Here is a 14,426-nt window from a genome sequence, read left to right on the forward strand (position 1 = left end):
CATTATTTCATCAAATCAAAAAGTCCAGGCACGTCATCCATTGGATATCCTCTTACATAACTGATTACCTTGATCTTTAATTCCTGCTCCAGATCTTCCCGGTTTTCATGCTTGGTCAGCTGCAGGGATTTTTTTATCTTCGGTTCGAAAGTACGGACCACGTTGGCTTCGTAACTTTTATTATCCTGAGCTTCTTTTACCATGTCGTAAAGAATATTCATAGGTTATCCATCTCCTTTCTGTAAAGCTGATTTGAGTATGCGCAGGGCTTTTCGGTGCGCCTTGGATACAGCTTGCTGAGAAACCCCGACGACTTTTGCGATCTCTGTATTGTTTAATTCATCAACATAAGCCAGATCCAGTATCTTTCTTTGCCTGATCGACAATGCTCTATACGACTTCAATAAGGTCTCGCTGCTTATGGAATCTTCAAGACTTTTTTCCTCAACGGGATCAAATGGTGCAGGGTCTTTAATCAAATCTTTAAACGTCCCGTCTTCATCCCCGCCGAGCGGCTGATCAAGAGTCAGCAGCTGCCTGCCGCGATGAAGGCGGATTTTTTTATCAAAATTGACGCTATGAAAATATAAGGATGAACTTACATAGGAAGTGAACCTGATGCCAAAATAATGGGCCTTGAATGCTTCATTCAGGCAAGCCTCTGCCGCAGCGCTTGGCGACGTCAAAAATTGTTTCAAAAGTTCCTGGTGTTCGGGCCGGGTCATAAATGATTCCACTGCTTTATTTCCTCTTAAATCCGGATAGATACGGTAAAATCTCTCTTTTAATGAATCCATTTTTTCACCACCATTAGAACGTATGTTCGGTTAAATGTTTAAAAAAAAAGCGGCGGATGCTATTCCTGCTTTTAGTATATAAAGAAACCTTCATCAAAAAAATGACAACCTCACTGATTAATATCGTTCCAATGTACTATTCATTAAACCATATAGTGATTTTTTTATGAAGGGAGGAAGGGACTAATTTTTCCTGGAAAGGGAGAAATAGCTAATATAACTTGAATATGAGGGGGAAAAGGGGTGTGTTTGGTTAATTGAAAATAAAATCGTAAAAGTTAAAAATAAATGTTGTGAAGTTGAAAATAAATCTCATGAAGTTGAAAATTAAATGCTTGATAGGGACATATTTAGAAGGAAAAATAGTAGTTTTATCTAAGTCTTGGCTCAAAATATGCACCCGCCGTTTTAAAAACGACGGGTTTTATGAGGAAAATCACCTCATCACGCTGCCGCCCGATATCTTGACCGATTCACCGACGATGTTTTCGGCAGCATCACTCAATAAAAAGATTATCGTGTTCGCCACTTCCTCAGGGGATGTCAGCCGACCGGAAGGGATGCTTTCTTTGGCAAGCTCCAACTGTTCCTCGTAGCTTCGGCCGTGACGCTCACCCTTGGATTTGATTGCGTTACGGCCCATTTCGGTGTCCACATAGCCCGGACAGATTGCATTGAGACGCACGCCATTTTCGATGGCTTCAAGGGCGAACGCCTGCGTGAAGCCGATGACCGCGAACTTGGATGCGCTGTACGCCGAGTTGCCGTGAGTGCCCCGAAGTCCGGAGAGGGAGGAAATATTGACGATCGACCCTTTCCGTTGTTCTTTCATGCCTTTATAAATGAGCTGTGTGAGCTCGACCACAGAAAAGTAGTTCAGTTCCATGATGCTTCGTAAATCGTCTTCCGACAGATTTTCAACGATATCCCCGCCGCCGATGCCAGCCGAGTTGACGAGACCGGTAATCGTGCCGAATTCGTTCGCGGCAAACTCAACCAGCTGGTCACGGGCCTGGGGCTTGGTCAGATCCGCTTTGACCGCGAATACCTTATCCTCGCCGCATTCCTTCCTCAATTCATTCAATTTTTCTTCATTTCTGCCCGTTATTGTCACTCGTGCACCGGCTGCAGCCGCTGCTTTCGCCGCCGCATATCCGATTCCGCCGGTCGCCCCGGTAACCAAAATGTGCTGTCCTTCTAACGTTTTATCATGAAATGGAAAGTTCATTTTTGTCCCTCCTCTTACTATGTAATGTATTGTACCCGTGATAATGGAGAGTAAAACGGCGACATTTTGAAGGCATTATGAAGGCCCGTCCCAGAGTGCTTTAAAGTGTGAAAGTACGTGGGTGTTCATTACCGACCGGCAGAAAACAGAGTTGTAACGGGCAGCGAAGTTTAAATGAGCCTATAAAAAAAGAGCACTGACATCATAATCAGTGCTCTTTCAAGCTGATTTATTCTTTCCCCACACCATTCAAAATCATCTGTACCGTCATCTCGATCTCTTTTTCGTCATCCCAGTCCGCTTCCGGCAGGAAAAGATAGCGAACGAGCAGTAATCCGAATATGCTGGTGGCCGAGAAGCGTACGACTGCCGGCGAAGGAAGGTCGATGATCTGGCCTTTTTCTTTATAGTGATCGACGAGAGCGGTGAATTTTTCAAAGATTTTCTGCGCGATATGTTCTTTGAATTGCTCCTTCAGTTCGGGATGAAACGGGATTTCCTGAATGAGGATTTTAAAAACCGACATATTATCCTTTAAAAACTCCTGGCGGTTCAGGATCATTGCCTTCAGGAAATCTTCATAACGTTCGTATTTGGCGTCCAATACTTTGTTGATATCCCGGATTACGAATGGAGCGATCAATTTTGCGATGGTAGGCGAAACAATCGAAAGAAGCAGGTCCTTCTTTGTTTTATAATGGCGGAAGATGGTGCCTTCCGCTACGCCTGCTTTTTTTGCGATCTGGCTCGTTGACGTCGCAGCGTAGCCTTTTTCGGCAAACATCTCGATCGCTGCTTCCACGATCTTCTGCTGCTTCTCCGTAAACGGTTCTTCCTGATTGAATAATTGTTTAAAGACATCTTTTTCTTCAGACATGCGTAAACCCCTAACGTAGTCGTTGTCCCTTATATTTTACGGTATTTTCTAAGCGCTGCAACATTTAACGTTATAAACAGCAGGGAAAAGCCGGCAAGGACTGCCAGATTGAAAAGCAGATCACTGAACTCAAAGCCTCTGATCATCACATCCCGGAGCGCCCCGGCTGCATAATAGAGCGGGGTGAACGGTCCCACCCAGCTGAGCCATTCCGAGATCGTATCCAGATTGAACAATCCGGAGAAGAAGATTTGCGGTATTACGACAATCGGAATGAACTGCATCATTTGTAACTCATTCTTGGCAAAAGCGGACAGCAATATTCCGAGCGTCAGGGCCGTAAATGAAAGCAGTACGATCACAATCAACACGTTAAAGAAGCTGCCTGCCATCATCATGTCGAGAATATAGATGGAATACCAGGAAATCAGCGCTGCCTGCAGCAGTGTCACAATCCCGAAACCAATGACATAGCTTACAACCATTTCCCAAATCTTGATCGGTGAAGCCAACAGCCTCTCAAGAGTGCCGGTTGTTCTTTCTCTTAAAAACGAAACCCCGCTTACTAAAAATACGAAAAAGAATACAAAGAATCCGAGCAGGACAGGCCCAAATGAGTCAAACATCCCCATGTCTTCGTTTCCATATAAAAATGTCACTCGATCTGATAGATTCGCAGATTGAGAAGGAAACAGAGTTTGGACCTTCTTCATCACGGCTCCGTTTACCGATGGATCGCTTCCTTCCACGACGATATTAGGTGCTGTAGTGTCCTCGAACGTCACATATCCATCCAACTCCCCATCCTTCATCGCTTCCGATGCTTTGTCTTTGTTTTCATAGGAATCAAAACCGTCAAGATCCAGCTTAGCCTCAAGCTGTTCCGGTACGGCGACGACTGCCACCTTTGCCTCATAATCCTTTGAAGAAAATACAAGTGAAAGCATCGTCAATATTAAGAGAGGGGCCATAAACATAAGGGCCAGCGTACGTTTATCCCGGAAAAGCTGTCTGATGATACGAATCACGAATCCACTAATTCTCAAGGGTGACACCTCCATTTTTCAAAAATACATCTTCAATGGAACCTACGCCGTATTGCGTTTTGATGGCATCAGGCGTGTCGCTTGATATGATTTCCCCATGCTGCAGGAGACCAAGCCTGTCGCAGCGTTCTGCTTCATCCATGACGTGTGTCGTGATGATGATCGTCCTGCCATCGTCTTTGAGCGCATGGAACCCATCCCAAATCTCCTTTCTGAGCACTGGGTCGATTCCGACGGTCGGCTCATCGAGAAAAAGAACCTCAGGGTCATGTAAAAGCGCAATGGCTAGCGATAGCCTTCTTTTCATGCCTCCTGAATATTGGTTAACCGGCTTATCGAGGTGAGGGAGGAGGTCGACCATCTCCATCACTTTTTCGATTTGGTATTTACGCTGCCCTTTTTTCAATCCGTAAAGGGAAGCAGTGAAAGCTAGATTCTCCTTCGCCGTCAGTTCTTCATAAAGGGCATCGGACTGAGCCATATAGCCGATGGACGGGTACAATTCTTTCGCTTTCAGCTTGTTTCCTTTGAATGTGACACTGCCGCCTGAAGGCAGCTCAAGGCCGATCATCATTTTGATCAGCGTCGTCTTGCCTGAACCGGACGGACCGAGCAGACCGTAGATTTCACCGGGCTGAATATCTAAAGATACATTTTTCAATACTTGCTGCGTTTTAAATGATTTGGATAGTTCGCTTATTTGAATGATTGAGCTCATGTTTCTCACACCTTTCGAGAGGTTGATATGGGTTAGTGAGTGATTACTCACTTTAAAATATAGTCTATTCGGTCGGATTTGTAAAGTGAGTAATCACTCATTTTTGTATTGAAAAATTATTCTCGCACTTTGAAATAATATCATCCAGTATTGAAAAATTATCACTCGAAACCCGGTTTTCCTGCAACAAAAAAGCATGAACCATCCATCTGATGTTCCATGCTTTAGTAAATGCGTTCAGTTTTTAAAATAGAATGGCTTTTTTGCCTCACTCCACTTTATCGTTTTCCCACTGGTAGCTCCAGAAGTTTTCGGTGGTCACCCATTTTAATGCTTCGGGATCGTTTGCTTCAATGCCTTTTTCAAGGTCTTTCAGCATCCAGGCTGTTTGTGAGATATGGGCTTTCAACGTTTCAATCTTTTGATCCCTTACCGGTGTGATATCGATGACGATATCCGGCTCGCCAAGTTCTTCCCGGCAGTTCTTTGAAAAAGCGAGGCAGTGCAGCTTGGGACGCGATCCTTTAGGAAGGCGGCGAACTGCACGGACGACTGCTCTTGCCGTCGCTTCATGGTCGGGATGTACAGAGTAGTCCGGGTAGAAGCTGATGATCAAAGAGGGATCGAGTTCTTCGATCAGTTCAGTCACCATATTCGCGAGTTTTTCGTCGTTTTCGAACTCAAGTGTTTTATCGCGGTAGCCCATCATGCGAAGGTCCGTGATACCCATCGCTTCAGCTGCCTTTTTTAATTCTTTTTTTCGGATGAGCGGTAGTGATTCACGTGTTGCAAACGGGGGATTCCCGAGATTGCGCCCCATCTCACCGAGTGTGAGGCAGGCGTACGTAACGGGGGTTCCGTTGTTTATATGAGTTGAAATCGTTCCGGACACACCGAATGCTTCATCATCCGGGTGCGGGAAGATGACAAGGACTCTTCTTTCTTTTTCCATTCTGGTCTCTCCTTTCTTAATTAAACGGAGTAGGGCTGATTTCAAGTGCTACGGCAAGCTTTCCGTCGGCACCGTGGCCGGCCATCAGCAGGCGGCCGTGTTCATCCATTTCGTAGTGGGTGAGGCCTTCGGCATAAATCCAGCCGAGCTCGATCTTCAAACCGACACGGAAAGGTCCGTCCCCTATGATTTTCCCGTGTTCGTAATTTACTTTCGCGTTGCGGATATAGGCCCCTGCGTTGAAGAAGCCTTCGTTGAAGTGAGCGGCGTATGCTCCGTTCGTCGTTTCCAAATGTATGTAGACATCCTGACGGGCAAATTGATTGATCAATCCTTGAGCGTCAGCGATCTTGATCGGTTCCATTCCATTTCCTCCTTAGGTACAGAAAATGACTCTTACGTATTATGTTCCATTTTACTAAAGTTTTTCCGTGATTGCGAAAAGTCTGTTTCGAAGGGGGGGCGGCGGATTCGGGTGGGTGAGTCCAGAGCTTCTGAGTCGGTAGATGCAGTGGGTGATGTGGGAACAAAAAAGCTATTCGTCATTTTAAAATGTTTTTGTCAAATTTTCCTTTGTTTTTCAATGAGTTATCTCAGTTTTACTGAGGAAAATGCTCTTTTTTATAAAATCCTTAACTGAGCATGCTTTGAAGACAGACCATATGACTGGAATATTAATATAGTAATATTAATTGCGCTACTTTCGAGTTTATTGCGCCGCATTCAGAATTATTACGCCGGTTATTCATTAATTGCGCCACTTTCATGATAATTGCGCAGGAATCAAATTAATTGAGCCAGTTGTCGAAAAATCTTTATTCCAAGCAAACTCCCCTTCGACCACCCACACCAAAAAAAGGTGCCAGGCACAAATCATCCAATTTGTGCCTGGCACCGCAGTCCTCGAACTTATTTTTCAACACGATTATAAGCACCGTGCATGACAGGGCCTACATATTGGTTCAGCTTAAAGCCGTGCTTAATCGCTGCTGTAACAAATTTCTTAGCGTTTTCAACGGCTTCCTTCACATCTTGTCCGTTTGCAAGGTTCGATGTGATGGCAGCTGCGAACGTACAGCCTGCGCCGTGGTTATATGACGTTTCCACTTTTTCTTCTTCTAACAGGGTGAATTCGCTGCCGTCATAGAAGAGGTCAAGTGCTTTATCATGTTCCAGCTGTTTTCCGCCTTTGATGACAACGTTTTTCGCTCCGAGGTCATGGATTTTCTTAGCGGCTTCCTTCATGCCGTCCACCGTTTTGATCGGACCGGTCTGAGCAAGCTGGCCTGCTTCAAACAGGTTCGGTGTTACAACTGTCGCGCGCTGGAGAAGGTGCTCTCTCATGGCATCCGTTGTTTCAGGATTGAGCACTTCGTCTTCCCCTTTGCACACCATAACGGGATCGATCACAACTTTATCCAAGCCGAATTGATCGATTTTTTTAGCAGCAAGCTCGATGATTTCGACCGTGCCGAGCATGCCAGTTTTCATTGCGTCGATTCCGACGGATACAACCGTCTCTAATTGGGCTTCGAGCGTATCGATTGAAAGCGGGTGAACATGATGGTGCCAGTGGTTATTCGGGTCCATCGTGACGACTGTCGTCAGGGCGGTCATTCCGTATACTCCGTGCTCCTGGAATGTTTTCAGGTCCGCCTGGATACCGGCTCCGCCGCTCGTATCGGATCCTGCGATCGTAAGGGTCTTTTTCAATGTCATGGGTGATTACCTCCTATTGTCGTGTCCAATTTAGTCTGAATAAAGAATATAATACTGCACACGGAATTACAAATGTTCTTTCTTTTCATAAAAAAGAAGGCCCGTCCCTCGCTGCTTTAACGCATCGCGGGACGGGCCTTCCACTCCATTGATTAGAACGGACTTGGGTTATTGGCTTTTGCTTCTTTGCTGGCAACGATGACCAGTTTGCCTTTGTCGAGTTCTTCTTCGTATGTGTCGGCTTCGGTTTGGTTCATGCCGGCAGCTTTCATCTTCGCACGCAGCTCGTCTCCGCGGCTTTTGAACAGATTACCCATGCTTTCGATCATTCCCTGTTCTTTTACCCCGATTGATTCGGTGCCTGTACCTTCAGTGAGATCCTCTGAACGATGTTTGTCGTGTGCGAAGACATAGATATCTTCTTTCGTAAAGCCTTCTGCTGTCAACGTCTCAATTTTTGTTTTTGCTCCCACTACATTTTCAACGACTTCTACTTTATACATACATTCTCAACCTCCTGGAAAATGATTTTCAAACACCGCAGTCTATTTCAGTGGAAGACTTCGTCTTCCACTCCAATAAACTACTGGAACTTGTTAATTAAGAAATTTTAAGTCTAACAAATGATCTTATTCGATCTTATTATTGCTTTTCCCGCTATAAACAGATTAAAACTTCCATAATCTAGTAATTGTTTTTGCGAGAATAATTGTTTCCAAGATTCGACAGATTTTCTTATAATAGAAGGAAGGAAGGTGAAGTGTTTGAGTACACAATATGAAAAGATCAGGCAGATGGAAGGGATTTTGGAAGAGTTAAAAGCGAATGAGAGAGAAGCAAGTGCCACGGCGGCTGTTGATTATAGAAGTAGGAGCAGCAGGAATTCATGGAAGCTGATGACTTCGGTTCTTTCCTTTTGGAAGAATCGGTTACTGCTCATTCTGCTTTTGATCATTGTATTGGTAGGCGGGACCGCCATCGGGATGTACGCTTGGCTGGGGGGCTCTACTTTTACAGAAGAAAAAGGGTCGTTTGTTGAACGCATTCAGGAAATGAGTTCGCTGGCGACGGCTCAAGGGTTTGTGAAAGCGGTCATTGAGCAGGAGGATAATCAGCTATTTGGAAAAGATATCAGTGCTGACATTCCGGGCACCAAACGCAAGCTGTTGATGGTGGTACCGGGGACGGTGCTCGCTGGCGTGGATTTACAGCAGATTGATAAAAGCGATATAGTGGTAGATGAAGAGAAGAAAGAGATTCAGCTGACGCTTCCACAGGCGGAGATCCTTCAGGAGCCATCCATTGATACTGAAAATATTAAAACATTTTCAGTGGAAGGGATTTTCAGAAGTGATGTCGATTGGAATGAAGGCTTTGCCCTTGCTGAAGTGGCGAAGGATCTGATCAGTCAGGAAGCGATCGAACAAGGTCTGCTTCAGGCTGCAGAAAAAAATGCCGAAAAATCCTTAAAGGGATTTTTTGAACAATTAGGCTATAAAGTGACCATCACGTACGAGAGATAGAAAGGATGTCATGCAGTGTCTTCTGCTATTTTTGAAAATGATTGGTCTGAGATTCTGGAGGATGAGCTTCAGAAAGACTATTATCTGAAATTGAGAGAGTGGCTAAAGGGAGAGTATCAATCGTCGGCCACGTATCCATCCATGTTCGATATCTTCAATGCGTTTCATCTTACACCCTATCAGGATGTGAAGGTAGTCCTGCTGGGACAGGACCCCTATCACGGGCCGAATCAGGCGGAGGGACTCAGCTTTTCGGTAAAAAAAGGCATCAAACTGCCTCCGTCCCTGCGCAACATGTATAAGGAGCTTCACGATGATATCGGATGTGACATGCCGCAGCACGGCTCGCTCGTAAAGTGGGCGGAGCAGGGTGTTCTTCTATTGAATACCGTCTTGACGGTCGAGGAGGGGAAGGCTCACTCGCACCGCGGCAAAGGCTGGGAGGAGTTTACCGACAGGGTGATCACTCTATTGAATGAACGTGAAAAGCCGATAGTGTTTCTTCTGTGGGGGAAACCGGCTCAAAGCAAGCGTGCACTGATCGATGAATCCAGGCACAAAATCATTGCCGCCCCTCATCCGAGTCCGCTTTCTGCACACCGCGGTTTTTTCGGAAGCAAGCCCTATTCGAAGGCGAATCAATTTTTAAAAGAGCAAGGCATGGAAGAAATCGACTGGTGCATTGAATAAGGAAGGTTGTTTCACGTGAAACATTCGGAACCCCTCTATTTTTTAAGAGAGGGGTTTTAGTTTTATTCATATTAATTAGAGAATTGTCTAGCTCCAGCGCATGGTTCCTCGAGACGTTTCGGTCAGCCCACTGAAGTCAAAGAGCGGCTTCACCGGTCGGACCAGGAGCGGTTACCGGGCTGAACAAGGCGCTTGCGCTTTTCTTGCAGGAGGCGAGTTTGTTGAAAAATGAAAAGCGGATCAACTGCTTTCAGTGTCGATATTTTTATACCACATGGGAACCCGTCCACCCAAGGGGCTGCAAAGGGTACGGCTTCAAGACGAAAGCGATGCCGTCCATGGTCGTCCTCCAGTCATCGGGCAGTCCGTGTTTGAAGTTTGCGCCTAAATCAAAATAAGAACATATTTGATTATTCTCCAATTTACAATTAGGATTATGATGTAGATAACGAACGCAAGCTTATTGAAGTGAAAGGAGGTCCGGGATGAATATCCCTCATCAAAGCGTCATTAAAAGAATGGAACAAGAACTCGCTAAAGCGAAATCTGCGGAAAAATCCCAGCAGATTAGAGAGCATATAAATTCGATTAAAGTGTTATGCGAAGTCCTGCTTGAAGAGAACAACCAAGGAGGGGGCTTCACTGCACCCGTTCACCCGCAGCAGACAGTCCCTTACATCGCTCAGCCCGAGCGGCCTGCCCAGAGGCCGGTTCAGGTCCAGAAGGAAGCACCGCTGGAGACGGACGACGGGGCAAACGGGGATTCATTATTTGATTTTTGATCAATGCAAGGGGATTCACGGGAAGTTACGACAATCTCCATCACAGGTGTTAAAAAAGTTTTAATATAAGCGGAGGAGTAGAACCATGAAAACATTCATTATCATCGGAGCGCTGAGTGCGTTCTTGTCAGTAGGCCTTGGTGCGTTCGGTGCCCATGCACTCGAAGGCAAGATCGAGAAGAAATACATAGATATCTGGAATACAGGTGTCCTTTATCAAATGTTTCATGCAATCGGAATCATCATCATCGGGGTCTTGATGGGAACCGTTTCCCCAACATCACTCCTGTCATGGTCGGGCTGGCTGATGCTGATCGGGACCATTCTTTTCTCAGGGAGCTTGTACGTCCTGAGCGTATCCGGCATCAAGATCCTTGGAGCGATCACACCGTTCGGAGGAGTGAGCTTCCTTGCCGGATGGATTCTGCTGGTGATTTTTGCTGCAAAGACGATGTAATGATAAGGAAGGCTGACTCTAATGGAGTCGGTCTTTTTTTAATTGGCTGTTTTTTATAAAAGAAGGCCCGTCCCTCGTCGCTTTAACGCGATGAGGGACGGGCCTTCAAAAATAAAAAGTGTTCAAAATTGGATTTTGAACACTTGAAGGTGTGGTTATCGTGGGGAATAGCTTGTCATTCCGGTTCCATTGAACGGATATTCATATTCGATTTCTTCGTCGAAGGTGATGTAGTCTAAGTAAATCATCGGGATCAGATAGCGTGTTCCGGTTTGAGGATCACTTAAGATAAGATGATCGCGGCCTGCGGCTTCAATGACTCCTTTGAAAATTTTCGCATTCCATTCTGTGTTGTTTTCAAATGTTGTATAAACGGTCGCCACTTTTCCTTTGTTCAGCCGAAGGATGTTCTCGATATAGGATTCTTCTACAGGAAGCATGCCTGGAATTTTCTGTGAAGGTGCTTGAGCACTTTGCTGCTGCGGGGGCTGCATTCCGTTATATTGAACCTGGCCTTGCTGGCCCTGCCCCTGCATTGCACCGGAATAGTATTGACGATAAGGATCATACGCTTGATACCCTTGGTAATAAGGGTTAGATTGTTGATTTGACAAGAGATATACCTCCTTGAAAAACATGATTTTTGAGAATTCGTTTAAAAAGAGCCTTGCAGGTTAATAGGCTTGTGGGCAATCTTCTCTGGTCGGGATGAAGAAACAATGTGCCTTGAAGCGGCCGGAATTTGATTGATTATACCATTTGTCTGGACAATTTCCTTCAGGCCGGAAGAACCATAACGAATTTGACGCAGGATGAAACCTTTCTCCTCTTATCGTTCTTCTGGCAAGATTGATGTCTTTCTCCCTTGCCCGCTGATAGAAATAACCCTTTTGTGTGGCTTCGAATCCGCCTGGTTTCTGATACACCATTCGTTGAATCGTATTGATATCCTTGAAGTCCAGACATCTTACCCTTACACGATTGATCCCGGTGTTTCCAACCATCAGCATCCCCAGCTGACCATCACCCTCGGCTTCGGCCCTCATCAATCGAGCGAGGAGCTTCACTTCCTTCTCGTTAAAAGGAACAACAGCCATCTTCCCACCTCACTTTAGAAGATGCTTTCTGTCTCACTATTTCATGTCTATGTCCGGTGGGAAAAAGATATTCTTATTATTGGGCAGAATAAAGAAACAACCTGCTGAAAACCTAAGAAATCAGAAGCCCGGATGAGCGAACTTCATGTATTAAACCCATTAAAATGGGCTCATCTTCATGTAACATGCCATTTTTTCAGACGTCTAATGGAGTGTAGGAAAAGTTAGGAAAAACATCAAGAGACATCATAATGGGGGACTTACTATGAAGAAGAGCAACATGTTCAAATCAGCTGCACTCGCTTTGACCATAACCGCGATGAGTGTATCCAGTGCAGGAGCGTCCGGTTTCCATCTGATCCAGAAAGGGGATACGCTTTGGAGCTTATCGAAAAAGTATGGAATGACAGTGGACCAACTCAAGGAGAGAAACAATCTGGAATCCAACTTGATTTACTCAGGTAATAAACTTCAGGTTGAAAAAGTAATCACCGTCAAAAAAGGTGACACGCTGTGGAGCCTGGCGAAAAAGTATCAAACGACAGTCGGACAATTAAAACACGTAAACGTGCTGAAATCAAATACCATTTATATCGGGCAGAAGCTTGAAATTCCAACCTTCGTATTAGTCAGGCCGGGTGATACGTTATGGGGAATCAGCCGTAAATACGGAATGACGGTAGAAGAACTAAAGAGGAGAAACGGGTTGAAAACCAGCCTAATCTTGACCGGTCAAGTCCTGAAGGTGAATAAGGTAACACCCGACAAATCATCCGGATACGATGCCGATAAGGTCATTCCGGGATTGACTCCCAACATCGGCTACTATTACACGGCGGAAGAACCGCGGAGATTCATCCTTCAATCCGCCAATGATGACTACTATTTTACAAGAGTCGAAGTGATTGATTCGGGTGCTGATATCAGTTTATTAAAGAAGCAGGCACACGATCAGCTTAAGACATTAGGCAAAGTGACCGAACTCCCAACAGAGAATTCACTGCCATTTTACAAAGGGGCTGAATTCTTGCTGCATGCCCACGATTCAAAGATGCAGACAAATGTCGCTGTAAAAAAAGTGGATGGCGTTCTATTGAAGTTTACGATTCATTATCGGAATGCGGAGGAGTCGGAAGGGATTGTTCCGGAGATGTTGAAGATGCTGAATATGATTAAAATAAAGTGAGTGGTGGAAAGTTGTATCTTTGATTAAGTAGCTTTTTATCAAGTTTCAGATTGACCTCTCCCGGTACGCATAACAAAATTTTTAGTGGACCGGGAGAAATCTTTCGGTCTATTTTTTATTGCTTTCCTCAGCCTTTGCAATCAACCATTCTATTTCTTCCACAGTGATGCGGCCTTTTTTAACACGATCCTTAATTGACTCTAGTGTAATGTTGTATTCTTCCATGTTATCCTTCTCCTCTTCATCTCGATATTTCCTGGTAACTAATAAGTCGGCGACTTTTATTAATACCCTGATTTTTTCTATTTAAATCCACTTGCAGAACCAAATATTTATATCGGAATTAATATAAAATTATTAAGTGGTCCACCGGCCGCCCGTGGAAAGCGAAGTCTTGCGAAATCAACAGCGGGGGCCTGCAAAACACAAAAAAACAGTCCAATTTGGCGCGACAGGCACCCAAAATGGACTGCTTAAATATAGGATTATACATGAAGGAACTTCGAAATTCCTTCTTCCTCTAATAGGTTACCGACATAGAATGCACCGAATTCGCCGTAGCGTGCGCTTACCTCATCAAAACGCATTTCGTATACAAGCTTCTTGAATTGAAGAACGTCATCGGCAAATAGCGTAACGCCCCACTCATAATCGTCAAAACCGACAGAACCGGTAATGATTTGCTTTACCTTGCCTGCATATTGGCGGCCGATCATGCCGTGGCTCTTCATCATTTCACGGCGGTCCTCCATCGGAAGCATGTACCAGTTGTCATTGCCCTGGCGGCGCTTGTCCATCGGATAGAAGCAGACATGCTTCGCTTTCGGAAGGATCGGGTAAATGCGCTCCTGAACATAAGGGTTGTCATAAGGGTCGCCTTCAGTCGGCATATAGTTCCCAAGCTCAACGACAGAAACGTATGAGAACGTCGGAATCGTGAATTCAGCAATTTTAAGCTTGTTGAATTCGTTTTCCAATTCGTTTAATTCTTCCATCGTCGGACGAAGGATCATCAGCATGAAGTCCGCTTTCTGCCCCACGATCGTGTAAAGGGCATGGCTTCCTTCTTTTGCAGCCTGAGTCGTGTTCAACTTATCTAAGAAACGGTGGAATTCAGCAATCGCCGTTGCTCTTTCTTCACTCGGAAGCATCTTCCATGAAGTCCAATCCATCGCACGGAAATCATGCAGTGAATACCATCCATCTAATGTTTGTGCTGGTTCTGGCATGTTCAATCACTCCTTAAGGTTCTTATTCCAATTTCACTATATCATAGTTTGGTCAAAGAGTAAGAATGAGAAACCCAAATGTCGTGAAAATGGCACAATTATAGGATAGGAAGCGTTTTTACGGA

Annotated in this window: 19 protein-coding genes; 6 read left to right on the top strand and 13 right to left on the bottom strand. The window is 45.0% G+C overall.

Features of this window, described 5'->3' with window-relative positions; all coding sequences use genetic code 11:
• Window positions 1–2: 2 nt before the first annotated feature.
• From ACXAFV_RS02585 to ACXAFV_RS02630, 10 genes are all read right to left on the bottom strand, one after another.
• The gene (locus ACXAFV_RS02585; RefSeq protein ID WP_475124251.1) at window positions 3–221 is read right to left on the bottom strand and encodes a hypothetical protein; all 219 of its coding nucleotides are present in this window, start codon (window positions 219–221) and stop codon (window positions 3–5) included.
• A gap of 3 nt (window positions 222–224) precedes the next feature.
• A complete protein-coding gene (locus ACXAFV_RS02590; RefSeq protein WP_475124252.1) occupies window positions 225–797 on the bottom strand; it encodes a sigma-70 family RNA polymerase sigma factor in 573 nt (190 codons plus the stop codon).
• 436 nt (window positions 798–1,233) lie between these two features.
• On the bottom strand, window positions 1,234–2,025 hold the full coding sequence (locus tag ACXAFV_RS02595; protein ID WP_475124253.1) for an SDR family NAD(P)-dependent oxidoreductase: 792 nt from the start codon (window positions 2,023–2,025) through the stop codon (window positions 1,234–1,236).
• A gap of 229 nt (window positions 2,026–2,254) precedes the next feature.
• Window positions 2,255–2,902 (bottom strand): TetR/AcrR family transcriptional regulator, encoded by a 648-nt coding sequence (locus tag ACXAFV_RS02600; protein WP_475124255.1) that lies wholly within the window; start codon window positions 2,900–2,902, stop codon window positions 2,255–2,257.
• 29 nt (window positions 2,903–2,931) lie between these two features.
• On the bottom strand, window positions 2,932–3,948 hold the full coding sequence (locus ACXAFV_RS02605) for an ABC transporter permease (protein WP_475124256.1): 1,017 nt from the start codon (window positions 3,946–3,948) through the stop codon (window positions 2,932–2,934).
• The gene (locus tag ACXAFV_RS02610; protein WP_475124257.1) at window positions 3,938–4,666 is read right to left on the bottom strand and encodes an ABC transporter ATP-binding protein; all 729 of its coding nucleotides are present in this window, start codon (window positions 4,664–4,666) and stop codon (window positions 3,938–3,940) included. The genes ACXAFV_RS02605 and ACXAFV_RS02610 overlap by 11 nt, the downstream gene beginning before the upstream one ends.
• Before the next feature lie 268 nt (window positions 4,667–4,934).
• Window positions 4,935–5,618, bottom strand: a complete 684-nt coding sequence (gene bshB2, locus ACXAFV_RS02615; protein ID WP_475124259.1) for a bacillithiol biosynthesis deacetylase BshB2 — start codon at window positions 5,616–5,618, stop codon at window positions 4,935–4,937.
• 16 nt (window positions 5,619–5,634) lie between these two features.
• Complete coding sequence (locus tag ACXAFV_RS02620) at window positions 5,635–5,982, bottom strand: YojF family protein (RefSeq protein WP_475124260.1); 348 nt, start codon at window positions 5,980–5,982, stop codon at window positions 5,635–5,637.
• 545 nt (window positions 5,983–6,527) lie between these two features.
• Entirely contained in the window at window positions 6,528–7,337 is an 810-nt protein-coding gene (pdxK, locus tag ACXAFV_RS02625; protein WP_475124262.1) for a pyridoxine/pyridoxal/pyridoxamine kinase, read from the bottom strand.
• A gap of 152 nt (window positions 7,338–7,489) precedes the next feature.
• The gene (locus ACXAFV_RS02630) at window positions 7,490–7,840 is read right to left on the bottom strand and encodes a YflT domain-containing protein (protein WP_475124263.1); all 351 of its coding nucleotides are present in this window, start codon (window positions 7,838–7,840) and stop codon (window positions 7,490–7,492) included.
• A gap of 261 nt (window positions 7,841–8,101) precedes the next feature.
• Between ACXAFV_RS02630 and ACXAFV_RS02635 the strand changes: the two genes are divergently transcribed.
• The 5 genes from ACXAFV_RS02635 (at window position 8,102) to ACXAFV_RS02655 (ending at window position 10,789) form a co-directional block, all read left to right on the top strand.
• Entirely contained in the window at window positions 8,102–8,860 is a 759-nt protein-coding gene (locus ACXAFV_RS02635; RefSeq protein ID WP_475124265.1) for a DUF4230 domain-containing protein, read from the top strand.
• Between the two features lie 15 nt (window positions 8,861–8,875).
• On the top strand, window positions 8,876–9,550 hold the full coding sequence (locus ACXAFV_RS02640; RefSeq protein WP_475124266.1) for a uracil-DNA glycosylase: 675 nt from the start codon (window positions 8,876–8,878) through the stop codon (window positions 9,548–9,550).
• Between the two features lie 221 nt (window positions 9,551–9,771).
• Window positions 9,772–9,948 carry a uracil-DNA glycosylase gene (locus ACXAFV_RS02645; protein WP_475124267.1) on the top strand — a complete coding sequence of 59 codons (177 nt, stop codon included), beginning with the start codon at window positions 9,772–9,774 and terminating at the stop codon, window positions 9,946–9,948.
• Window positions 9,949–10,035: 87 nt separating this feature from the next.
• Window positions 10,036–10,332, top strand: a complete 297-nt coding sequence (locus ACXAFV_RS02650) for a YwdI family protein (protein WP_475124268.1) — start codon at window positions 10,036–10,038, stop codon at window positions 10,330–10,332.
• 85 nt (window positions 10,333–10,417) lie between these two features.
• Window positions 10,418–10,789 (top strand): DUF423 domain-containing protein, encoded by a 372-nt coding sequence (locus tag ACXAFV_RS02655; RefSeq protein ID WP_475124269.1) that lies wholly within the window; start codon window positions 10,418–10,420, stop codon window positions 10,787–10,789.
• A 155-nt stretch (window positions 10,790–10,944) separates the two neighbouring features.
• Here the strand turns inward: ACXAFV_RS02655 and gerQ are convergent, their stop codons facing one another.
• Together gerQ and ACXAFV_RS02665 are read right to left on the bottom strand one after the other, a co-directional pair.
• Window positions 10,945–11,427, bottom strand: coding sequence for a spore coat protein GerQ (gene gerQ / locus ACXAFV_RS02660; protein ID WP_475124271.1), 483 nt, complete (start codon window positions 11,425–11,427; stop codon window positions 10,945–10,947).
• Between the two features lie 36 nt (window positions 11,428–11,463).
• Complete coding sequence (locus tag ACXAFV_RS02665; protein WP_475124272.1) at window positions 11,464–11,886, bottom strand: cell wall hydrolase; 423 nt, start codon at window positions 11,884–11,886, stop codon at window positions 11,464–11,466.
• 265 nt (window positions 11,887–12,151) lie between these two features.
• On the opposite strand from ACXAFV_RS02665, the gene ACXAFV_RS02670 reads away from it, so the two are divergent.
• Window positions 12,152–13,072: a LysM peptidoglycan-binding domain-containing protein gene (locus ACXAFV_RS02670; RefSeq protein WP_475124273.1), complete on the top strand. Its 921-nt coding sequence runs from the start codon at window positions 12,152–12,154 to the stop codon at window positions 13,070–13,072.
• 485 nt (window positions 13,073–13,557) lie between these two features.
• Here the strand turns inward: ACXAFV_RS02670 and hemQ are convergent, their stop codons facing one another.
• Window positions 13,558–14,301, bottom strand: a complete 744-nt coding sequence (gene hemQ / locus ACXAFV_RS02675) for a hydrogen peroxide-dependent heme synthase (protein ID WP_475124275.1) — start codon at window positions 14,299–14,301, stop codon at window positions 13,558–13,560.
• Window positions 14,302–14,426: the final 125 nt, after the last annotated feature.

This window comes from Rossellomorea sp. ABR4_012, from assembly GCF_056159545.1.